This is a genomic window from Mesorhizobium sp. WSM4816 (assembly GCF_055811535.1).
Genome location: NZ_JBVVQR010000034.1, coordinates 26392 through 48663, shown reverse-complemented (window position 1 = coordinate 48663; position 22272 = coordinate 26392). Strand labels below are relative to the sequence as shown.

Genomic DNA, 22272 nt, shown 5'->3' with positions numbered 1-22272 from the left:
GCCTGCCTGGCACGCACGACAAGCGGCTCGAATTGTCCTACAAATGCCAGGTTTCCCCGAGCAACCTTCAAAGCACCCTTTTCAACGCAATCGCGAGGATCTGACATGGAATACCGCACACTCGGCCGTTCCGGGCTGAAGGTTTCGACGCTGACCATGGGCACCATGACTTTTGGCGGCGCTGGCGCATTTTCGGCGGTCGGCAAGACCGATCTCGACGAGGCACGCCGGATGATCGACCTCTGCATCGATGCCGGCATCAATCTCATCGACACCGCCAATGTCTATTCGAACGGGCTTTCGGAAGAGATCATCGGCGAAGCGCTCGGCGGCAAACGCAAGGGCGATGTGCTGATCGCCTCCAAGGCGCGCATGCGGATCGGCGACGGTCCCAACGATGAGGGCCTGTCGCGCTATCATCTGATCCGCGAGTGCGAGAAGAGCCTGAAGCGCCTCAGGACCCACGTCATCGACATCTATTTCCTGCACGAATGGGACGGCACGACGCCGCTCGAAGAGACCATCGCCGCGCTCGACACGCTCGTCAGCCAGGGCAAGATCCGCTATGTCGGCTGCTCCAACTATTCCGGCTGGCAAGTGATGAAGGCGCTGGGGATCAGCGACCGCCAGCACCAGCCGCGCTTCGTCACCCAGCAAATCCACTACACGCTGGAAGCGCGCGAAGCCGAATATGAACTGCTGCCGATCTCGGTCGACCAGGGGCTTGGCGTGCTGGTATGGAGCCCGCTCGCCGGTGGACTGCTGTCCGGCAAATACCACCGCGACCAGGCCACCGCCCGCCAGATCAGCGGCTGGACCGAACCGCCGATCCGCGACGAGGACCGGCTGTGGCGGATCGTAGACGTGCTTTCCCATATTGGCGAGAACCATGGCGTTTCGGCGGCGCAGGTGGCGCTTGCCTGGCTGCTCGGCCGGCCCGCGGTCAGTTCGCTGGTGATCGGCGGACGGACCGAAGTGCAGTTCAAGGACAATATCGCCGCAGCCGGCCTGGTGCTGAACAGCGATGAGCGCGCACGCCTCGACGCTGTGAGCCGCCCGCCCGTTCTCTACCCCTATTGGCACCAGCAATTCACGGCAAAAGACCGGTTTGGTCCGGCCGATCTGGTTCTTGACCGGGAGGACATCTGACAACGATCCGGATCAGCTCGAAGTCGCCGCGGGCTTAGCCTGAAATAAAACGCCAGACCTCGGGATCAGGCTCGATCTGGCCGCTGAGCACGAAATATTTGTAGAGCACGAGCAAGCAGATCGCCTGCTCGGCCCGCTCGTCGGCGAACTTGCGGCAATAGGCGTTGGCGGCGGCAACGATGCGTTCGGCCTCAGTCGGATGCCGTTCGAGATATTGCACCCGCTCGGCAAGATCCGTGAAATCGGGTTCGAGCGGCACATAGTGAACACCAGCCACGAGTTCGCTTTCGGCGAACCATGTCTCATATGTCGGCGGTGGCATCAGGCACAGCGAATTCGAACTCATGACCCATTTCAAGTTGGTCGCCACGTCGTTGCCTTCGAGCGAAATGATGTAGCGACAGCGCCGCTGCTGGTCGATGCTCAGATAAGACTTGCGATATTCCGGCGCTGCCGTCGGTTTGGGCGTTCCGACATCGCAAAAGGGCAGATCGCGCGCAACCTCCAGAAGCAAGGTCCTTATCGGGTTGTTGAGCTCGCCGCGCCACACCGCAACCGGAAGCTTGTCCGCGAAGGCTACATCGTCGGCGGGCATGTGAAAGTGGCGGAACTTGTTGAGCTTGAACAGCACCCCGTTGCTGTTGTCGCCGGCGATCGGCCGATCCTTGACGATCGACGGTATCGCAGGCACGTCGACGACGTCGCCGAATTCGAGATCGATGCGCAAATCGGGATCGAAGTAGCGGGTAAATTCCTTCAGATCGTAGTAATACATGCTCCGGCCTCTCGGTAGCCGGCTGACCGGCACGGCCCCGCCGCTCGGCGCGAAAGCGTCCTGCAATCTGTTGTAGCAGTTGAGACGCGCCCGGACCGATCCGTCCGAAAGCCTGGCCTGATCGAGCAACCCGGCGAGCCTGCGGCGGAACAGCGCCTGCGGTGCGATATCGCGCACGGCATTGCGCGCATAGTAGAATAGCTTCTGTGCGTTTCTTTGAAGGGTGGCCATCGGTCACTTGGTGAAAAATCGGCTTGTGATTTGCCCCCGGTCCCTCCTACACCATTGTGCCGGCTATCTTGCAAGCCACGGAACCGTGTTCAGCCGGCCTGCCTGGCTGTCCATGGAGCCGATCGCTCTTTGCGGTGTTGTGTTTGTAGCCCAATGCTCCTAGGCAGGGCTAAGAACCTTTGGGATTGTGAAAGGAAGAGATATGGCGCGAGCACCGAATTACGGCCAGGAACGCAAGGAACGCGACCGGCAGAAGGCTGCCAAGAAGGCGGAAAAGCAAGCGGCCAAGGTTGCAGCCAAGGAACGTTCGAAGCCGGAAGACGAGACCACGTCCGAGACCGAAACGGAAACCGCAGAGTAAACTGCAGGGCAATCGCTTCATAGTGACGGCGAGAAGGGAACTGGCCGCAACTTTGGCGCGCTTTCTGCAACGCCGGAGATTGGCGAAACCCTTGGTGCAGGCCGCTTTCTCCCGTCCGGTGAGAAATGCCCGGTCCACCCTCCGCAGCTGCTGCGGAGGACGGGCAGGGCAAGAGGGGCAGCGCAAGCTGAAGCGATTGCCCCTTAGTAAAAGCGCACCCGGCCCGCGAGGCGGATCAGATCAGATTTCGCTGCGTCTTCAGACCGGCGCCTTGTCGCTGACGAAAACGTTCACTTCGCGGGCGGCGGCGATGAAGGCACGCCTTGCGATCATTGCCGGTTTGTCGCCGGCCAGCGCATCATGGCAGGCCTGCAGCGCTTCGCGATGCTTTGGACTGCGCTTGCCGGGCCAGTTGTTGAGGAGGTAGTCGGAAGCCTCGCGGGCTGTGCGCAAGAGCTGAGTGGTTCCCGCCGCGCCCTTGACGGTCACGGGTGTTTCAAATCGGTTGTTTTCCATCGCCGCTCTTACGCCATCGCCGCTCGCGAAGCGAGCGCGAAAGTGGTTGCCACCGCAATCACGCCGCGAAGCTGCTAATCCCCTGGCAGGCAGGCCGCGCCAGTTCTTGTGCAATGATGCCGTCGAGAGGCTGCCGGACAGGACAGACATGCCGCAAGACCCTGCCACCCAAGGCGCCCACAATATCCATTGGCGCCGCAATCTCGCCGTGTGCTTTGCCGGCTCGTTCAGCACGCTTGTCGCCATGACTCTGCTGTTGCCCTTCCTGCCGCTTTACGTCGAGCAGCTGGGCGCCGAGGGCCACGCGGCTGTTGTGCAGTGGTCCGGCATCGCCTATGGCGCGACCTTCTTCGCCGCCGCGCTGGTCGCGCCGCTGTGGGGACGGCTTGGCGACCGCTACGGCCGCAAGCTGATGCTGGTGCGCGCCAGTTTCGGCATGGCCGTCTGCATGTCGCTGACCGGCATGGTGGAAACCGTCTGGCAATTGGTGCTGCTACGCCTGCTGATTGGTTTCGCCGGTGGCTATTCCTCGGGCTCGACCATTCTCGTCGCCATGCATACGCCGAAGGAACGGTCGGGCTGGGCGCTCGGCGTGCTGTCGGCCGGCATCACCGGCGGCGCTCTCGTCGGTCCCTTGCTCGGCGGCGCGCTGCCGCCCTTGATCGGCATCCGCGCCACCTTCCTGCTCGCCGGCGGCGTCATTTTCCTGGCGTTCCTGGCAACTACTTTTCTCATCAAGGAGGACCCTCGCCCGGCAGCCGACAAATCGGCATCGACTGAGAATCTGAAAGGCGGATGGTCGCAAATCCCGGACAAGCGCCCGGTCGTCGCGATGCTGGTGACCGGCATGCTGCTGAGCTTCGCCACCATGTCGATCGAGCCGATCATCGCGGTCTATGTGCAGCAGATCATCGAGGACCAAAGCCGGGTCACGCTGATGTCCGGCGTGGTCATGTCGGCGGCGGCACTTGGGGCCATCCTGTCGGCCTCGCGTCTCGGCAAGCTCGCCGACCGCGTTGGCCACTGGAACGTCATCGTTGCGGCGCTGGCCGTTTCGGCGCTGCTGCTGATCCCGCAGGCTTTCGTCACCCAGGGCTGGCAGCTCGTCGGCCTGCGTTTCCTGATGGGACTGGCGCTTGGCGGCCTCCTGCCATGCATCACCAGCGTCATCCGCCATAATGTTCCGGACGGCGTCGGCGGCAATGTGCTCGGTCTGTCGATCTCGGCGCAGTATGTCGGACAGGTTGCCGGGCCGCTGCTCGGCGGCTTCGTCGGCGGTCATTTCGGCATGCGCGCGGTGTTTCTCGGCACATCCGCGCTGATGGCGGGTGGAGCGGCGTATAATTGGCTGGTCCAGTCGCGCCGCGCACGCGACATGCTGGTGCAGGCGGGCAAATCCTGACACCGTTTGCGGGCCACTTCACGGAGTCCAAGAAATGAGCACAACCGACCACCCAGCAAGCGGCATCGGCCGCATCCTCGTTTTCGCCGGCGGCCTGTGCGGCGCGGCCGGTGTGGCGCTTTCTGCCGCGGCGGCACATCTGGGCGGCGCTTTCGTCGGCACGGTCGCGTCCTTCCTGCTCATGCATGCACCGGTCTTCCTTGCCGTCGGCCTCGTCGGCGCAAACCGGATCATGCGAACCGCAAGCCTTATTCTTCTCGTCGGGCTCGTCTTGTTCTGCGGCGATCTGCTTGCCCGCGACTTCCTCGGCTCGCGGCTTTTTTCGATGTCGGCGCCGATCGGCGGCACCTTGCTCATCGCCGGCTGGCTGGCGGTTGCGGCCTCGGCGCTGAAGCGCCCGCGCTCCTGAGGCGGCCGGATTCGGCTTCCGCCAAACGACGGTCAGTCAGACGATGGCCACTTTTGCCGGCGCTTTGGCCGGACCGGCAGGTCGCGATTGCGTGCCGCCGGCTTGGCCAGTCGCCGCCGCTCCGGCCTGTCGATGGCCGGCGAGATGCCCCAATAGTTGCGATAGATCTCTTCGAACAGATGATTGATCGGGTGCATGGCTTGGTTTCCTTTTCGATTTGAGATTTGAATCGATCCAATCGACTGGCATGAAAAAGTGCTGCCGATCAGTTCCGCCTGCGCTCCACAAGAAAGCGAAGATCGCGGATCCACGGGCCGGCGCTGCCGCGGCCTGTCCGGGTCGCCGGCTTCGAATTTATGCTCCAGTCGTTGCGATAGACGTCTTCGAACAGATAATTGACGGGGTGCATGGCTCGCTCCTTGCTGAATCGATCCAATGACGACACTCAATTGGATCGATTCAAAACTAGGCTTGGACCGCGCCGATGTCAAGCAAAATTTGAATCGATCCAACAAAGGTGCTAGATAGCAGGCTGGAGGCAGAAAAATGGCATCATCCAGCGAAAGCAATACCAGACCCATCCGGCTGGCCGACATCGCCAAGGCCGCCAGGGTGTCGCACGGCACCGCCTCCAACGTCTTCAGCCGTCCCGAGATCGTGCGCGAGGAAGTCCGCGAACGGGTCAAGGCGGCGGCCGAGGCGATGGGCTATGCCGGTCCCGACCCCAAGGGCCGGCTGCTGCGCGCCGGCAAGGTCAACGCGATCGGCGTCGCCACGACCGAGCCGCTGTCCTATTTCTTCGATGATCCCTTTGCCCGCGCGATGATGGCCGGCATTTCCGACGCCTGTGACGCCACCGGCGCGGGAATAGCGCTGGTATCGGCCGGCAACCAGGAAAAACTTGCCTGGAACATCCAGAGCGCGCTGGTCGACGGCTTCATCCTGTTCTGCATCGAGGGCGGCTCACGGCTTGTCGAACTGACGCGCGAACGCAAACTCCCCTTTGTCGCGCTTGAGCTCGGCTTCGACGACGACACCGTTTCGGCAATCGGCGTCGACAATGTCGCCGGCGCCCGCCTGGCGGCGCAGCATCTCGCCGAGCTTGGCCATCGGCGCTTTGCCGTGCTGGCGCTGCCCTTCGCCGACGGCAGCACCGGCCTTGTCTCGCCGGAGAAGGTCCGGACGGCCCTTTACACCGGCACGCGCGATCGCCTCGTCGGCTATTTCGAGGCGTTTTCCCGATATGGTGTCGATACCGCCGGGATACCGGTATACGAGACCGAAAACGACGAAGCCAGCACAAGGGCCGGCCTCGAAACGATCTTCGCCTCGGCAGCGCAGCCGACCGCCATCCTGGCGATGTCGGACCGGATCGCCATGGTCGCGATCGAATGGTTGGCCGCGCGTGGCATTGCGGTTCCCGGCGACGTCTCCGTAGTCGGCTTCGACGGCGTGCCTGACGCCGCACTTTGCGATCCTCCGCTGACCACGGTCGCGCAGCCAATCGCCGAGATCGGCCGCCGGGCAGCGCGAACGATCCTCGATTTCGACGGCACGGTGCGGCGCGAGACGCTTGGCGTCGAGCTTGTCGTCAGGGCATCTTCGGGACCGCCGCCCAAGGCAGCCTGAGCCCGGTCGTCAAATTAATTTAATACGTGGCGCGGTTTCCTGCGCCTGGCCAGTGTTCTTGCCCCGCCCGCAGGGAGCGCGAGGTGACCCCCCGCGTGTACAAGCCTCGGTCAGGGCCCGGACCTTTGGGCTCGTCACCCACAGCCAGCGCGACCGTAGCGCGACCGATCCGGCACCGCTGCCTCCCCGCCCTTTTTGTCCCGATTACTATCCGGACTAGGGCGGGATGCATTCGAATTGAACTTGGGATCCCGCTCTATCTATTTGTTTTAGCCGCATTTCTGAGACGCCAAGTGATTCCACTCGGCTGCAAAAATCTCTAGGGGTTGCTAGTTGCCATGCCGCCCACGCCGAAGGACGCATGGATCGGCGGCGCCTGGCTGCGGACCGGCTTGCTGTTGCCGCCAATAGAAGACAGCCATTCGAGATAATAGGCGAGCGCGAACTGCATGGCGATGCCGGCGGCGATCAGCAGGCTGTCATAGGCAAATCCGCCCGGGTTGATCAGCTTCATCACCTGCGCCGCCATGGCGATCAGCGTGCCGGCGATGAAAATCGGCAGCGATCGCTTGCCCAATATGGCGAGCGGATGATCGCGGCTGGTGCGGAAGAGGTTGGAGACAGAAGGAAACGCCACGATCAGATAGCTCACCGCCAGGATGTGCAGCAGCCTCGGCAGCGACAAGAAGGTCTTGTCGAAGCCGGTCAGCACTACGGGCAGGTTCAGCCCCGACACGTGCCCCCATAGCGGGCTGTGCACCCAGACCAACGCCGTCGCGACATAGGCCGCCGACGCGCCGACCAGCCAGCGATTGACCGGAATGACGCCGCCGCGCCTGATGTGCAGCATGCTCGCCAGGCCGATGTTGAAGAGGAACTGCCACGACAGCGGATTGAGGAACCAGAAGCCGGGCTCCGGATAATTTGGCGGGGCGATTTGGTAAATCCCGGCAACCAGCCACAGAGTTCCGGACAGGGCGAGCGCCGTGAAAGGCCGGTAGCTGATGAACAGCAGGAAGGTTGGCGCCATCAGCAGCAGCACCGCATAGACCGGCAGGATATTGTTGTAGCCAAGCTGATGGCCAAGCATGACGATGCCGACCAGCACATGTTGCGGGTCCCTGATCAATGGCTCGATGTTGATCAGGGTCAGCATGTCCGGCCGCTTCGCGAACATCGCCGCCGCGCAGAAGATGGCCAGCACCGCCATCGTCGTGACGATGTGGGCGACATAGAGCACTCCGGCGCGGCGCCACAATTTCAGTGTCGCCAGGAGCCGGTCTCCGGACTGGAATTTTGCGCCGTAGGCGAGCGCGACGGACATGCCGGAGATCAGCACGAAGGCCTCGGCGGCATCCGAAAAACCGAAATTCTTGTAGGTCAGGGTTTCGAAAACCGTGCCCGGGACATGATCGACGAATATGATCAGCAGAGCGAGAGCGCGGAACACATCGATGCGCGTATCGCGCTCCGGGATACGCGGCCCGCGATCCGGGATACGCGGCCCGCGATCCGGTGAAATTGGCATGGTCATCGATAAAAGGCCTCAAAGCTGGTTGTTCATGCCGCGATCGATGCGACCGCCGGACGCACCGCTTCGATTCCTCCCGCAGGAGCGTATCGGCAAACAAACGGACTGAAATGCGCCCGGTTCAATCAACTTTGAAGGAGCTCGAAAATATTCCGTTTTGAAGCCGGCAAATGAATAAAAACCACACGAAATCAAAAGGATGCAATATGGCCGAAAAACCTCCGGAAGACGGCTTTTTGCGGCGCGAGCTGCCGTTTTTCTACCGACTTTACCGGCCCGTGGATGCAAGCGGCGAATGCCTTTTCCTGCTGCACGGATCCGGCGTCGACGAGACGACGCTGGTGGCGCTGGCGCGGCAAACCGCACCGCGCGCCGTGCTGGTGACGGTGCGTGGCCGTATCGCCCAGGAGGACGGTTTCCGCTGGTTCGCGCGGATCACGCCGACGCGCTTCGAACAGGACAGTATCCGCACCGAGGCCGACGCTTTCGCCGGCTTCATCACCGCGGCCGCGAAGCGCCATGGTCTCGATCTCGCTCGGACGAGTTTCCTCGGCTATTCAAACGGCGCCAATCTGGTTTCGAGCGTGATGCTTTTGCATTCCGGCCGCATCGAACGGGCAGCGTTGCTGCGCCCGATGGCGGTGCTCGACGACGTGCCCCCGGCCGATCTGTCCAAAGCGCGCGTGCTGATCATCGCCGGCGCAGATGACCTGACCTACGCGCCCTTCGCGCCGGCGTTGGTCGCATTGTTCGAATCGCATGGCGCCGCGGTCGAGGCCCACACCATCGGCTCCGGCCATGAAATCGGCGACCGGGATGCTGAAATCGTCAGGCAGTGGCTGGCGGGCCCGGCAGCCGCCATCGCGCAGGCGAATTGATGAGTCCGTCGCCCTATGCCCGCCCCATCCGGTTCCAGGCATCCAGCCCGGCGATCTTGTAGGCTTCGGCCAGCGTCGGATAGTTGAAGGTGTTGTTGACGAAGAAATCGACGGTGCCACCGAGATTGATCACCGCCTGGCCGATATGGATCAGTTCGGTTGCGCCCTCGCCGACGATATGCGCGCCGAGCAACCGGCGTGTTTCGATCGAGAACAGAAGCTTCAGGAAGCCGGTGTTGACGCCCATAATATGGCCGCGCGAGGTTTCGCGGAAGCGCGCCACGCCGACCTCATAGGCGCCGCCGCCCTCGCGCACCTGCTCCTCGGACTTGCCGACGGTCGAGATTTCCGGCACGGCGTAGATGCCGTAGGGAAAGGTTTCCGGCGGCGGTGGCAACGGCACGCCGAAGGCATGGCAGGCGGCCACCCTGCCCTGCTCCATCGAGGTCGAGGCGAGGCTCGGAAAGCCGATGACGTCACCGGCGGCATAGATGTTCGGCGCACTGGTCCGGAAGCTCTGCGGGTCGACCTTGATGCGGCCCCGGGAGTCGGCCTCGATGCCGACCACATCGAGGCCGAGCGCGCCGACATTGCCGGTGCGCCCCGCCGCATAAAGCACCATCTCCGAGCGTATGCTGCGGCCGTCGGCAAGCGTCACCTCGGCATAGTCGGGTTTCGAGGCGATCTCCTTGATCGCACTGCCGAGCCGGATCGTCATGCCGCGGTCGCGCATCTGATGGATGAAATCGTCGACGATCTCACGGTCGACGAAATCGAGGATGCTGTCGCGCGGCTCGACCAGCGTCACCGGCACGTCGAGCGCCGAAAAGATCGTCGCGTATTCGACGCCGATGACGCCGGCGCCGATCACCGTCAGCGTCCGCGGCAGGCGCTCGAGTTCCAGCATTTCGTCGCTGTCGAAGACACGGATCTTGTCGAAGGGCACGTCGCGCGGCCGGTGCGGGCGGGTGCCGACCGCGATCAGCGCATGCGCAAAACCGACCTCGCTGTAGTCGCCGGTATCCGTCGTCAGGCTGGCTCTGTTGGGACCGAGAAACTTGACTGTGGCGCGCGCGCTCTTGACCGTGTTGCGCATGAACTGGTGTTGCAGCACCTCGACCTCGTGATCGAGCGTCTTGTGCAGGCGTTCGATCAGGTCGCCGACCGATATATCCTGCTTGACCCGGTAGCCGCGCCCGTAGAAGCCGCGCTCGCGCCAGCCCGAGAGGTTGAGCACGGTTTCCCGCAGGGTCTTCGACGGGATGGTGCCGGTATGCACGGACACGCCGCCAAGGCGCCGGCCCCTGTCGGCCACCAGCACGGATTTGCCGAGCTTGGCCGACTGCACCGCGGCGCGGCGCCCTGAGGGCCCGCTGCCGATGACCAGCATGTCGTAGTCCATATTGGCCCTGTCCCTCGCCCCTTGGCGCATTTTGCCGTATTTGTTGCGCTGCAGCAAACTAACGTCATCCGTGCTGTGAATTCAACCGACCCAGGCTACATTCGGCGTTGCCTCAGGTAGCAGGGCCGAAAAAAGGCTCGATCTTGATTCCGCCGCCGGACTTCACCATTTCAACACCAGGCGGTCCGCACCCTATGCCGGGCCTGATTGCGAGGAAATGACATGAACGCGCGCGTTCTCGACGGCGAAATCAGCAGGCTCGATGATGTCAGGGCCTATGATGGCGTGCGCACGCGGCGTGTCCTCGCCTTCATCATCGATTATTGCATCGTCGCGCTGCTCACCATTCCGTTCGCGATCCTGGTGTTCTTCCTCGGAATTTTGACGCTTGGCCTTGGCTGGATGCTGTTTTCCATCCTCGTGCCGGCCGTCGCCATCCTCTACATCTGGAACACGCTCGGCAGCGCCGACCAGGCCACGACAGGCATGAAGATGATGGGGATCCGGCTCGACCGTCTGGACGGCACCCGCATCGACGGGCTGACGGCGGTGGTGCATTCGGTTCTGTTCTGGGCCGGCAACGTCATCCTGACGCCGCTGGTCCTTCTGGTGTCGCTGTTTGCCGACCGCAAGCGCACGCTGCACGACCTGCTGCTCGGCACGGTGGTCAGCCGCAGTGACCGCTGAAACAGCTTTTCACCAGTCCCAGCGAGCATTTATGTGCAAAGTGAAGGCGTCCGGTAGCCACGCTTTCACAATCCTGTTGAATTTTTCGCCGTGCGCGCCAAAGGTATGATGATTCGCAGGAGTGTTTCCAAGGGTCGATGACGCAGCATCCAACCCAGTCGCCGCAGTTCTTCCTGACAGCGCCGTCGCCATGCCCGTATCTTGAGGGCCAGTTCGAGCGCAAGGTGTTCACGCATCTGGTCGGCGACAAGGCATCGGAGATGAACGACCTGTTGACGCAAGGCGGCTTCCGGCGATCGCAGAACATCGCTTACCGGCCGGCCTGCGAGACCTGCCGCGCCTGCGTTTCGGTGCGCATCCTGGCGCAGGAATTCACTGCCAGCCGCAATATGAAGCGGGTGATACAGCACAATTCAGACCTCATCGGCGCGATGCACGACGCGCAACCGTCGACCGAGCAGTATTCGCTGTTCCGCAGCTATCTCGATGCCCGCCATCGCCGCGGCGGCATGTCCGACATGACGGTGCTCGACTACGCCATGATGGTCGAGGACACGCATGTCGACACCAAGGTCATCGAATACCGGCGCCGCGGCCCCGACAGCTTTATCACCGGCAAGGGCCAGGGCGAGCTGATCGCAGTCGCCCTCACCGACAAGATGGCCGATGGCCTGTCGATGGTCTATTCCTACTTCAACCCGGACTTCGAGGACCGCTCGCTCGGCACCTTCATGATCCTCGACCACATCGCTCGCGCCAGGGCGATGGGCTTGCCCCATGTCTATCTTGGCTACTGGGTCAACGGCTCGCGCAAGATGAACTATAAGATGCGCTTCATGCCGCAGGAGCATCTCGGCCCGAAAGGCTGGGAACGCTACGACCACGAAGCGGTTTCGCGCTGATCCGCTCTTTCGCCAACCATCCTTAAACTGCTTCAAGGAGGATGCTTCTGGTTTTCGGCTGCCTGGCTGAAACGCCAGACGCTGGGCCAATTTTGCGCCTGCCTCCAAATTCATTGCGGGAACTGCCATGTCGTCCCACAACGATCATCAAAAAGGCCTTCTCATCACCGCCATCGGCGGGCTGACGCTGACCATCGACATTCCATTGATCCGGCTCGCCGACGGCGGCGCATGGACGATCCTCCTGCTGCGCACCGGCACCACCCTGGTCGCGGCGCTGATCATCTGGGCTGTGTGGCGCTCGCTGAGCCGTAACGCGCCCCAGCTCATCCCCGGCTGGTCAGGGCTCGTCGTCGCCCTGTGCTACGGCCTGACCTCGGTTACCTTCGTCATCAGTATCTATCACACCACGACCGCCAATCTGGTCTTCATCCTGGCCTTCAACGCCGTGTTCGCGGCGCTGCTGTCCTGGCTGTTCCTGAAGGAGCAGCCGCGACTGGTCACCGTGATCGCGATGCTGGTGATGATCGTCGGCGTCGCGATCATCGTCGGCGATTCGATCGGCACCGGCCACCTGTTCGGTGATCTCATGGCGTTGTGCTCGGCTTTCTTCATTGCGCTGGCCATCACTATCTCGCGCGCCAGCGGCAAGGACATGGGGTTCACTTCGCTGATCGGCGTGATCCTGCCCCTGGCCGTCGCGGTGTTCATGGTTTCGGGCGAAGGGTTCCAGGTGAACGCGCCGTGGTGGATCATCTTCAACGGCGCCGTCATCATGCCGATCTCGTTCTTCTGCCTCGCCAACGGACCGAAATATATTTCGGGACCGGAAGTGGCGATGTTCTATCTGCTCGAAACCGTGCTGGCGCCGGTCTGGATGTGGATGATCTTTGCCGAGATGCCGTCGCGCAACAGCCTGATCGGCGGTGCGATCCTGATCGTCACGCTGGTCGCCCATTCGCTATGGCAGCTGCATGAGGGGCGAAAACGCCGCGCCAGTCTTGCCGTCCGTCATCCGGCCTGAGACTTCTTCTCGGCAACGATTTCGATCTGCGGCGGCGGCGCCCCTTCGAGTTCCGCCGGCACTGCGGGGGCAAGCTCGTCGGCCAATTCCACCTCGCGCAGCCATTCGCGCCAGATCGCGACCAGCAACGCCATCAGCACCGGACCGATGAACAGGCCAAGAAAGCCCATCGTCTTGACGCCGCCGACCAGGCCGAAAAAGGTCGGCAGGAACGGCAGCTTTATCGGGCCGCCGACCAGCTTCGGGCGCAATGTCTTGTCGACGATGAACAGTTCGACGCTTCCCCAGATGAACAGCGCCAACCCGGCCACCGGCGAGCCGCTGGCGGCGAGATAGATCGAAACGAGCGTGAAGGACAGCGGTGCGCCGCCGGGGATCAGCGCCATGACGCCGGTCAGCGCGCCCAGCGTCACCGGCGAAGGCACGCCGGCCAGCCAGTAGGCCACGCCGAGCACCACCCCCTCGCCGATGGCGATAATGGTCATGCCGGTCACCGTCGAGGAAATCGTCGCCGGCACGACGCGTGAAATCCGCTCCCACCTGGTCGGCAGGATGCGTTCGCCGAGACGGTCGACCTGCCCGGCGAAATGCTCGCCGTCGCGATAGGCAAAGAACAGCGCGATCATCATGAACAGCAGCGCCAGCAGAAGGCCGAAGGCGCTGCCGCCGGCGGCCAGCACGCCGCGGTAGATGCTGCCGATGTTGGCGCCGCTGATCAGCTGGATCAGCTCGCCGATGCCGCCGGGATGGCCGAGATTGCGCGTCCACTGCTCGTTCAGCCAGTCGCCGACCACCGGCAGCGTGGCGATCCAGTGCGGCGTCACCGCGCCATGGCGGTTGGTCTCGATCGCCCAGCCAACCCATTCGCGGACCTCGTTGCTGGCATAGGCGCCGGCGAGCGCGATCGGCACCACCAGGAAGGTCAGGATGAACAGGATCGCCAATGTCGCGGCGACCGTGCGGTTGCCGCCGACGGCAGCAAGCAACCGCCGATAGAGCGGCCAGCTGGCAAAGGCGATGACCAGAGCAGCCAGCACCGGGACCAGGAAACCATGAAAGAAATAGACCCCGGCGGCAACGATCAGCACCAGCAGCCACCGCGCCGCCGACAGCGGCGGAATGACCGCGGATCTGACCGGCGTCGACAGGCCGAACAGGCGCTGCTGCCCTTCCGGCTTCCGAACCCTCGTTTCCTTCAAGTGCCCATTTCTCCCAAACGCGTGTGTCCGCGCTCTATGTAGCGATGCTTATGCACCATGATAGTGCAGCAATCGTGACGACATTCCAAATGCTGCTAATCTCCCCCCTCGAGGGGAGACGTCGCCGAAGGCGACAGAGGGGGTCGGAACGTTCAGACGCGACCCCTTACCATGAACCGAGGAGGCTGGCGCTTCATGCGCGGGGACCCCCTCTGGCCTGCCGGCCATCTCCCCCTCAAGGGGGGAGATTACCTACCCGAATTTCCCCGTCCTCGGGAATCCCTTCGGCACCATGCGTCCAGCCGAGGCTCGGGCGCCGATCCATTCGACCAGCTCTTCACGTGATTTGATGAAGGTGCGGTCGGCAGAATCCTGCCAGGATAGACCGCTTGCGAGCGTGAAGGTCTTGAGGTCGAGGACGCCGCCATCCTTGTATTTCTGCAGGCGAACGCCCTTGCCGCGCCCCATCTCGGGGATTTCGGCGAGCGGGAAGACCAGCATCTTGCGGTTCTCGCCGACGATGGCGAGATGGTCGCCGGCGACCGGCATGCAGCGCTGGGCCTCGTCGGGCGCCTTGACGTTCATCACCTGCTTGCCCTTGCGGGTGTTGGCGACGACTTCCTCTTCCGGCACGATGAAGCCGTTACCGTCGTGCGACACCAGCAGCAGCTTGCGCTTGGGATCATGGACAAAGGCGGTGACGATGTCCTGGTCGTTGTCCATGTCGACGATGATGCGGATCGGTTCGCCATGGCCGCGCCCGCCCGGCAGCCGGTCGGCGCCGATCGTGTAGAACTTGCCGCCGGTGGTGAAGACCAGCACCTTATCGGTGGTCTGGGCGTGGAAGGCCAGCTTGAGGCTGTCGCCCTCCTTGAAGGTCAGCAACGAATGGTCGGTCAAATGACCTTTCATCGCCCTGAGCCAGCCCTTTTCCGAAACGACCACGGTGACCGGCTCGCGCTCGATCATGGCATGTGCGATGTCGGTCAGGTCATGTTCGGGTGCGTCGGCAAACTGGGTGCGGCGCTTGCCGAGCGCGGTTTCCGGTCCGAATTTCTCCCGGATGCTGGAGACCTCCCACTTGATCATCGACCACTGCCGGGCGTCGGACGCGAGCAGCGCCTCGATCTGCTTCTTCTCGGTGGTGAGACCGTCGAATTCCTTGCGGATCTCGAATTCCTCGAGCTTGCGCAGGGCACGCAGCCGCATGTTGAGGATGGCTTCGGCCTGGTTGTCGGTGAGCGACCAGCGCGCCATCATCACTTGCTTGGGCTCGTCCTCCTCGCGGATGATCCTGATCACCTCGTCGATGTTGAGATAGGCGATCAGATAGCCGGCGAGGATCTCCAGCCGCCTTTCGATCTCGCCGAGGCGATGCCTGGAGCGGCGGATCAGCACCTCGCGGCGGTGCTCCAGCCATTCCTTGAGCACGCCTTTCAGCGACAGCACGTTGGGTATCTTGCCGCGCGACAGGACGTTCATGTTGAGCGGAAAGCGGCTTTCGAGCTCGGTCAGCTTGAACAGCGATTCCATCAGGATGCCGGGATCGACCGAACGGCTCTTCGGCACCAGCACGACGCGGACGTCTTCGGCGCTCTCGTCGCGGATGTCCTCGAGCAGCGGCAATTTGCGCGCCATCAGCAGCTCGGCGATCTTTTCGATCAGCCGCGCCTTCTGGACTCCATAGGGGATTTCGGTGACGACGATGCTCCAGGTGCCCCTGCCCTGGTCCTCCTGGCTCCATTTCGCCCTGACGCGGAAACCACCGCGACCGGTCTCGTAGGCTTCGAGGATCGAGGCGCGGCTGTCGACGATGATGCCGCCGGTCGGGAAATCCGGGCCTTGGACGAAATCCATCAACGTCGTCACCGGCGCATCGGGTTGCTCGATCAGATGCAGGGCGGCGTCGCAGAGCTCGGCGGCATTGTGCGGCGGGATCGAGGTCGCCATGCCGACGGCAATGCCGGACGAGCCGTTGGCGAGCAGGTTGGGGAAGGCGCCGGGCAGCACGACCGGCTCCTCGTCCTCCTCATTGTAGGTCGGCCGGTAGTCGACCGCATTCTCGGTGATGCCGGACAGTAGCTCGGTCGCCACGTCGGTCATGCGCGCTTCGGTGTAGCGCATGGCGGCAGCGTTATCGCCATCGATATTGCCGAAATTGCCCTGGCCGTCGACCAGGGGATAGCGCATCGAAAAATCCTGCGCCAGCCGCACCAGCGCGTCGTAGATCGACTGGTCGCCATGCGGATGGAACTTGCCCATCACCTCGCCGACGATGCGGGCGCATTTGGCGAAGCCCTGGTCGGGGTTGAGCCTGAGCAACCGCATGGCATGCATGATGCGGCGATGGACCGGCTTCAGCCCGTCGCGCACATCCGGCAGCGCCCGGTGCATGATGGTCGACAGCGCATAGGCGAGATAGCGCTCTTCCAGCGCTTTCTTCAGATCGACCGGCTCGATGTTGTCGCCACCGCCATCGCCAGGCGGCAAAAGCCTTTTTCCCATAGGTTGGGACTAGCCGAGCGGGTGATTCGCGGCAAGAGGCGCCTGAATGGGGCAGCCTCTTGCGCAATACGAACTGGATGCCAGCAACATCACTCGGTTACATCCCGCTTCTATGGCAATGGATCGGATTTGCCTTTCGCCGTGGTTTTCGACCATTGTGCGGCGGAACGCCTTTTTCCCGTCCAGTTCGTCACGGAAGGGTGACGGCGCAACAAATTGAAAAATCTTCAGCACACTCTCAGGGAACCGCGATGACGATCAGACGCTCGACACTCAACAAACTCGCTTTTTCGACCTTGCTGCTGACGCTGCCGCTGAATGCGGCCCTCGCGCAAGATGCGGCGGTCGCCGACCGGCTGAAGGCGGCTCTCGCCGCGCAGGGCGTCGACATCTCCTGGACCGGGGTGACGGGCGATGCCTCCAGCATGGTGCTGCAGGGCGTGGCCCTCAAACCGGCGGCCGAAAAGGAAGCGCTCAAGATCGGCGACATCAAGCTCGAAGGCGTGACCGAAGCCAATGGCGGTTATGAAATCGAAACCGTCTCGACTTCGGCATTCCAGCACAGCGAAAACGGCGTCACGCTCGACCTCAGCCCCTTCATCATCCACGACATGACGGTTCCGGCCGACGGCGCCACAGGCCCGCTCGGTTCAATGATGATGTATGAATCGGCCGAGCTCGACAACATGACGGTCAAGGTCGCCGACAAGACCGCCTTCTCGATGGACGGGCTCGCCATCGAAATTACCCCGCCAGCCGACGGCAAGGCGATGGCGTTTTCCGGCACCACGGAAAAGTTCAATGCCGACCTGACGCTGGTCGAGGACCCAAAGTCCAAGGACGTGATCAACGCGCTCGGCTACCAGAACATCACCGGAAACCTTGCCATGGAGGGCACCTGGCAGCCTGCGGACGGCAAGATGGAGCTGTCGAAATACGACATCTCCGTCGACAATGCCGGAACGCTCGGCATGACCTTCGGTTTCGGCGGCTACACGCTCGACGTCATCAAGTCGCTGCAGGAGATGCAGAAGAAGATGGCGGCGCAGCCCGAAGGCGCCGACAATTCGGCGCAAGGCATGGCCATGCTTGGCGTTTTGCAGCAGCTTTCGTTCAACAGCGCTTCGATCCGCTTTGACGACGATTCTCTGACCAACAAGGTGCTGGACTATGTCGGCAAGCAGCAAGGCATGTCCGGCAAGGACGTCGCCAACCAGGCCAAGGCGGTCGTGCCTTTCGGCATGGCGCAGCTCAACAATCCGGAATTGACGGCGCAGGTGTCGGCTGCGGTCGGCAAATATCTCGACGATCCGCAGAGCATTGAGATCCTGGCCGAGCCACCGGCAGCGGTGCCGTTCGCGCTGATCATGGCAGGCGCCATGTCCAACCCGGCGGACCTGACGAAGACGCTTGGCGTGACGGTCAAGGCGAACGAAGACTGATTGGGGCGGGGCGTCAGCGCCGCCCCTCATCCGCCTGCCGGCACCTTCTCCCCGTATAGTGACGGGGAGAAGGGAAATGGCCGCGACGTTGGCGCCCATCTTGCAACGCTGGCAGTTGGCGAAATCATTTGTGACAGTGTCTTTCTCCCCGTCACTATACCGGGAGAAATGCCCTGCAAGGCAATGAGGGGCAGCGCAAAACGACAGCGTTTAGAGTCGGTTGCGGGAGGTTTTTAACCCTCTTTCTTGGTCACTGCGACGCGCAGCGACAATTCCCGAAGCTGCTGCGGGCTGGCTTCCGACGGCGCGCTCATCAACAGATCATAGGCCTGCTGGTTCATCGGGAACATCGTCACTTCACGAAGGTTCCTGGCACCGACCAGCAGCATGACGACGCGATCGATGCCGGCCGCCATGCCGCCATGCGGCGGTGCGCCGTACTGGAAGGCGCGGTAGAGGCCGCCGAAGCGCTCCTCGACCGTCTCGCGGTTGAGCCCGACAGTCTCGAATGCCTTGACCATGGTTTCCGGCAGATGGTTGCGGATGCCTCCGCTAGCGATCTCGAAACCATTGCAGACCATGTCATACTGGAACGCTTTGATGCCGAGCAGATCCTCACCGTTGAGCGCATCGATGCCGCCCTGCGGCATCGAGAACGGGTTGTGGGCGAAATCGATTTTTTTCTCGTCCTCGTTCCATTCGAAGAAGGGAAAGTCGACGATCCAGCACAGTTCGAAACGGTCGCGATCGACCAGGTTCAGTTCCTCGCCGGCGCGGGTGCGCGCCGCGCCCGCGAAAGAGACGAACTTTTTCGGGTCGCCGGCGACGAAGAAGGCGGCGTCGCCATCGGCAAGCCCGAGTTGGAGGCGGATTGCCTCGGTGCGCTCCTCGCCGATGTTCTTGGCGAGCGGACCGGCGCCTTCGAGCTTCTCGCCCTCCTTGCGCCAGAAGATGTAGCCGAGGCCCGGCTGGCCCTCGCCTTGCGCCCAGGAATTCATCCGGTCGCAGAAAGCGCGGGAACCACCGGTCCTGGCCGGAATGGCCCAGACCTCGGCTTTCGGGTCGTTTGCAAGGATGTTGGCGAACACCTTGAAGCCGGACTCGCGGAAATGTTCAGAGACTGCCTGCATCTCGATCGGGTTGCGCAGGTCCGGCTTGTCAGTGCCGTATTTGCGCATGGCGACGTCATAGGCGATGCGCGGAAACTCCTGCGTCACCGGCTTGCCGGCGGCAAAGGTCTCGAACACGCCCCGCATCACCGGCTCCATTGTCGCCAGAACGTCGTCCTGCTCGACGAAGCTCATCTCCAGGTCGAGCTGGTAGAATTCACCCGGCAGCCGGTCGGCGCGTGGGTCCTCGTCGCGGAAGCAAGGCGCTATCTGGAAGTAACGGTCGAAGCCCGACACCATGATCAATTGCTTGTATATTTGCGGCGCCTGCGGCAGCGCGTAGAAGGTGCCGGGATGGATACGTGACGGCACCAGGAAATCACGCGCCCCTTCGGGCGACGAAGCGGTCAGGATCGGCGTCGAGAATTCGGTGAAGCCGACCTCGCCCATGCGCTTGCGCATCTCGGCGATGATCTTCGTGCGCGCCACGATGTTCTTGTGCAGCGTGTCGCGGCGCAAATCGAGGAAGCGGTATTTGAGACGGATGTCCTCGGGATAGTCCGGCTCGCCGAACACCGGCAGCGGCAGTTCCTTGGCCGCCGACAGCACTTCGATCTCGCGCGCGAAAACCTCGATTTCGCCGGTCGGCAAATTGGCGTTCGCGGTCTCGGCCAGACGGGCCTTGACCTCGCCGTCGACGCGGACGACCCATTCGCCGCGCACGGTCTCGGCAATCCTGAAAGCCGGCGAATCCGGGTCGGCGACGATCTGCGTCAGGCCATAGTGGTCGCGCAAATCGATGAACAGCAGGCCGCCATGATCGCGTACGCGATGCACCCAGCCCGAAAGGCGAACGGAAGAGCCGACGTCGCTTTTCCTCAACTGGGCACAGGTATGGCTGCGGTAACGATGCATTGTCATGGGTAAGTCCGGATGTCTGATTGCGGCCAAGGCATGATGGCCCGGCCCGAAAATTTGCGCGAAAAGCACATGAGAGGCCGCCTTTGTCAAGGCAGGCGTCGCCCGGGCAGCATCTTGATTCGAACTTCGGCATTCGTCCGTGGCTGTGTGAAAACTCCGCACCACAGTCAAAGTGTAGAATTTCCTCCGCCTGATCGTGATCAGCGTGGCCGAGCCGTGTACAATGGCCGTCACATTGGCGGGAGGACTACCATGCGCATTCGCACATTGACTGTCCTGGTGATGCTGCTTGTCGGCACCTGCGCATTTGCACACGCACAGACAAAGCCGATGTCCATCGAGGTGTTTCCTTTCGAATTGGAAGACAAGAGCGCTGGCGCAGGCATAATTCCGCCGGATGAACATGATAGGCGCTATCTGTCCGAGTCGGCACAAATGGCGAAGGACATGCTCTCCCAGTCAGGGCGTTTTACAGTGCTTGATGTGCCAGCCGGGGATGAGCAGGCGGTGGCGCCGCACGGATTGCGCAATTGCGGCGGCTGTGAAAGCAAGATCGCCAAAGAGCACGGCGCGTCTCTTGCCTTGCTGGGCGTCGTAACGCGCGTCAGCCGAACAGAGCATACGATGTTCATTCGCATCCTCGACGCTGATACCGGGCAACCTGTTTCGCAGGGTTTTACCGATCTGCGGATGGGTGCGAATTACGCGTGGCCCCGCTCCGTCAAATGGCTGATGACAAACAGAATTCTTCGGTAGGGCGGCAAGCCACCCGAGTGCGCCATCGGCAGCGCGAAGGATTCCCAGCTAAAATCAAACTGATACGTTGATAGTCGGCGCTGGCCTGCTAACCGCCGGCAATTGCCGCTGGCATTGACGTGGGCGATGGTTCAAGAAGGATCAACGACAGGCCCTCCTTCATGTCCTCCATGCGCCCGCTGATCCCGCTCCTTATTGCCGCCGGCATCCTGCTCGGCGGCAATGGCCTGCAGAGCACCTTGATCGCATTGCGCGGGGCGCAGGAGGGGTTTTCGGCCTCGACCATCGGCCTGATGGGGACGTTCTATTTCGCCGGCTTCCTGCTCGGCTGCCTCGCCGTCACCCACATCATGAAGGCCGTCGGCCATGTCCGCGCGTTTTCCGCGCTGGCAGCGATCGCTTCGGCCGGGACATTGCTTTTGGTGCTGGTCGTCGACCCGGTCATGTGGTGCGCGTTGCGTCTCGCCGGCGGCTTCTGCTTCGCCGGCCTGTTCACCATCATGGAAGCCTGGCTCAATTCCGGGGCCGCCAACAAGGACCGCGCGCGGGTGCTGGCCATCTACCGGATGGTCGACATCGGTTCGGTCACCGGCGCACAGTTCCTGATCCCGATCGTCGGCGCCGGCGGTTTCGCCATCTTCGCCGTCATGTCGATCATGATCACGCTCTCGCTGGTGCCGGTGTCGCTCGGCGATCGCTCCAACCCGACCCCGCCCGAAGACGTCAAGCTCGACCTCGCCCGCGTCTGGCGGATCTCGCCGCTCGGCTGCTTCGGCTGCATTGCCGTCGGCGTCACCAACAGCGCTTTTCGCACCTTGTCGCCGGTCTATGCCGAACAGATCGGCATGTCGGTCACCGACGTCGTCACCTTCGTCAGCGTCGGCATATTCGGCGGCGCCATCATCCAATATCCGCTCGGCTACCTGTCCGACCGCTGGGACCGGCGTTCGGTGCTGCTGATAACGACGTGCTGCGCGTTGCTGGCGTCGCTGGCACTGGTGTTCTGGGCGCGCAGCGACCCGTCCCTCAACTTCGTGATCGTCTTCATCTTCGGCTGCTTCGCCATGCCGCTCTATTCGTTGTCGGCGGCGCACTCCAACGACCGCGCCGACAAGGGCGAGTTCGTGCTGATCAACGCGGCGCTGATGCTGTTCTATTCCTTCGGCGCCATTGGCGGCCCGTTCGCCGCCTCGACGGCGATGCAGTATTTCGGGCCAAGCGCGCTGTTCGTGTTCACCGCCACAGTCTATGCCATCTTCGTCGTCGTCATCCTGTACCGGATGCAGGTGCGATCGGGCGTGCCGGCCGGCCATCGCAGTCGTTTCATCGGCCTTTTGCGCACATCGACGGTGTTCGCCCGGCTGGCCAAGCGCAACGATGATTCCGACGGGCCTGCCAGGCAATGATGACGGCCCGTCAGGTCTTGAAACCCCGACAGCGGCTT

The 22272-nt window shown here is 62.7% G+C and carries 21 protein-coding genes; 12 read left to right on the top strand and 9 right to left on the bottom strand.

Annotation, left to right across the window (positions count from 1 at the left end; genetic code table 11):
* Nucleotides 1-105: 105 nt before the first annotated feature.
* Nucleotides 106-1149, top strand: a complete 1044-nt coding sequence (locus tag AC0L3H_RS26520) for an aldo/keto reductase (protein ID WP_473587425.1) — start codon at nt 106-108, stop codon at nt 1147-1149.
* A 34-nt stretch (nt 1150-1183) separates the two neighbouring features.
* On the opposite strand, the gene AC0L3H_RS26515 is transcribed toward AC0L3H_RS26520, so the two are convergent.
* Nucleotides 1184-2155: a glycosyl transferase family 90 gene (locus AC0L3H_RS26515; RefSeq protein ID WP_473493547.1), complete on the bottom strand. Its 972-nt coding sequence runs from the start codon at nt 2153-2155 to the stop codon at nt 1184-1186.
* Between the two features lie 202 nt (nt 2156-2357).
* On the opposite strand from AC0L3H_RS26515, the gene AC0L3H_RS26510 reads away from it, so the two are divergent.
* The gene (locus tag AC0L3H_RS26510; protein ID WP_023798419.1) at nt 2358-2516 is read left to right on the top strand and encodes a hypothetical protein; all 159 of its coding nucleotides are present in this window, start codon (nt 2358-2360) and stop codon (nt 2514-2516) included.
* 258 nt (nt 2517-2774) lie between these two features.
* On the opposite strand, the gene AC0L3H_RS26505 is transcribed toward AC0L3H_RS26510, so the two are convergent.
* Nucleotides 2775-3032: a DUF982 domain-containing protein gene (locus AC0L3H_RS26505; protein ID WP_023798420.1), complete on the bottom strand. Its 258-nt coding sequence runs from the start codon at nt 3030-3032 to the stop codon at nt 2775-2777.
* 148 nt (nt 3033-3180) lie between these two features.
* Between AC0L3H_RS26505 and AC0L3H_RS26500 the strand changes: the two genes are divergently transcribed.
* On the top strand, nt 3181-4434 hold the full coding sequence (locus AC0L3H_RS26500) for a multidrug efflux MFS transporter (RefSeq protein ID WP_473493546.1): 1254 nt from the start codon (nt 3181-3183) through the stop codon (nt 4432-4434).
* Nucleotides 4435-4468: 34 nt separating this feature from the next.
* Nucleotides 4469-4843, top strand: a complete 375-nt coding sequence (locus AC0L3H_RS26495; RefSeq protein WP_473493545.1) for a DUF423 domain-containing protein — start codon at nt 4469-4471, stop codon at nt 4841-4843.
* A 32-nt stretch (nt 4844-4875) separates the two neighbouring features.
* Here the strand turns inward: AC0L3H_RS26495 and AC0L3H_RS26490 are convergent, their stop codons facing one another.
* On the bottom strand, nt 4876-5040 hold the full coding sequence (locus AC0L3H_RS26490; RefSeq protein ID WP_473493544.1) for a hypothetical protein: 165 nt from the start codon (nt 5038-5040) through the stop codon (nt 4876-4878).
* Nucleotides 5041-5108: 68 nt separating this feature from the next.
* Entirely contained in the window at nt 5109-5252 is a 144-nt protein-coding gene (locus tag AC0L3H_RS26485) for a hypothetical protein (protein WP_473493543.1), read from the bottom strand.
* Nucleotides 5253-5389: 137 nt separating this feature from the next.
* On the opposite strand from AC0L3H_RS26485, the gene AC0L3H_RS26480 reads away from it, so the two are divergent.
* Nucleotides 5390-6472, top strand: a complete 1083-nt coding sequence (locus AC0L3H_RS26480) for a LacI family DNA-binding transcriptional regulator (RefSeq protein ID WP_473587424.1) — start codon at nt 5390-5392, stop codon at nt 6470-6472.
* A 319-nt stretch (nt 6473-6791) separates the two neighbouring features.
* Here the strand turns inward: AC0L3H_RS26480 and AC0L3H_RS26475 are convergent, their stop codons facing one another.
* Complete coding sequence (locus AC0L3H_RS26475) at nt 6792-8006, bottom strand: OpgC family protein (protein WP_473587423.1); 1215 nt, start codon at nt 8004-8006, stop codon at nt 6792-6794.
* Nucleotides 8007-8209: 203 nt separating this feature from the next.
* Here AC0L3H_RS26475 and AC0L3H_RS26470 point away from each other — a divergent pair, with 203 nt between their 5' ends.
* Nucleotides 8210-8881 (top strand): alpha/beta hydrolase, encoded by a 672-nt coding sequence (locus AC0L3H_RS26470; protein WP_473493540.1) that lies wholly within the window; start codon nt 8210-8212, stop codon nt 8879-8881.
* A gap of 13 nt (nt 8882-8894) precedes the next feature.
* Here AC0L3H_RS26470 and sthA read toward each other — a convergent pair whose 3' ends face one another.
* Nucleotides 8895-10283: a Si-specific NAD(P)(+) transhydrogenase gene (gene sthA, locus AC0L3H_RS26465; protein ID WP_473493602.1), complete on the bottom strand. Its 1389-nt coding sequence runs from the start codon at nt 10281-10283 to the stop codon at nt 8895-8897.
* A gap of 222 nt (nt 10284-10505) precedes the next feature.
* On the opposite strand from sthA, the gene AC0L3H_RS26460 reads away from it, so the two are divergent.
* The 3 genes from AC0L3H_RS26460 to AC0L3H_RS26450 all read left to right on the top strand — a co-directional run bounded on the left by AC0L3H_RS26460 (nt 10506) and on the right by AC0L3H_RS26450 (nt 12896).
* Complete coding sequence (locus AC0L3H_RS26460) at nt 10506-10970, top strand: RDD family protein (protein WP_023798430.1); 465 nt, start codon at nt 10506-10508, stop codon at nt 10968-10970.
* Nucleotides 10971-11107: 137 nt separating this feature from the next.
* Entirely contained in the window at nt 11108-11872 is a 765-nt protein-coding gene (locus tag AC0L3H_RS26455) for an arginyltransferase (RefSeq protein WP_027154654.1), read from the top strand.
* A gap of 127 nt (nt 11873-11999) precedes the next feature.
* Nucleotides 12000-12896: a DMT family transporter gene (locus tag AC0L3H_RS26450; RefSeq protein WP_473587422.1), complete on the top strand. Its 897-nt coding sequence runs from the start codon at nt 12000-12002 to the stop codon at nt 12894-12896.
* Here the strand turns inward: AC0L3H_RS26450 and AC0L3H_RS26445 are convergent.
* Nucleotides 12884-14095, bottom strand: a complete 1212-nt coding sequence (locus tag AC0L3H_RS26445; protein ID WP_473587421.1) for an AI-2E family transporter — start codon at nt 14093-14095, stop codon at nt 12884-12886. The two genes, AC0L3H_RS26450 and AC0L3H_RS26445, sit on opposite strands and share 13 nt — an antisense overlap.
* Nucleotides 14096-14347: 252 nt before the next feature.
* Entirely contained in the window at nt 14348-16600 is a 2253-nt protein-coding gene (gene parC, locus AC0L3H_RS26440; RefSeq protein ID WP_419696782.1) for a DNA topoisomerase IV subunit A, read from the bottom strand.
* 251 nt (nt 16601-16851) lie between these two features.
* On the opposite strand from parC, the gene AC0L3H_RS26435 reads away from it, so the two are divergent.
* Nucleotides 16852-18042 (top strand): hypothetical protein, encoded by a 1191-nt coding sequence (locus tag AC0L3H_RS26435; protein WP_128170676.1) that lies wholly within the window; start codon nt 16852-16854, stop codon nt 18040-18042.
* A gap of 233 nt (nt 18043-18275) precedes the next feature.
* Here AC0L3H_RS26435 and aspS read toward each other — a convergent pair whose 3' ends face one another.
* On the bottom strand, nt 18276-20066 hold the full coding sequence (aspS, locus tag AC0L3H_RS26430; protein WP_167366367.1) for an aspartate--tRNA ligase: 1791 nt from the start codon (nt 20064-20066) through the stop codon (nt 18276-18278).
* 258 nt (nt 20067-20324) lie between these two features.
* Here aspS and AC0L3H_RS26425 point away from each other — a divergent pair, with 258 nt between their 5' ends.
* Both AC0L3H_RS26425 and AC0L3H_RS26420 read left to right on the top strand, forming a co-directional pair.
* Nucleotides 20325-20828, top strand: a complete 504-nt coding sequence (locus AC0L3H_RS26425; protein ID WP_419696780.1) for a DUF3280 domain-containing protein — start codon at nt 20325-20327, stop codon at nt 20826-20828.
* A gap of 161 nt (nt 20829-20989) precedes the next feature.
* Nucleotides 20990-22234, top strand: coding sequence for an MFS transporter (locus AC0L3H_RS26420; protein ID WP_023798438.1), 1245 nt, complete (start codon nt 20990-20992; stop codon nt 22232-22234).
* The last annotated feature ends 38 nt before the right edge of the window (nt 22235-22272 follow it).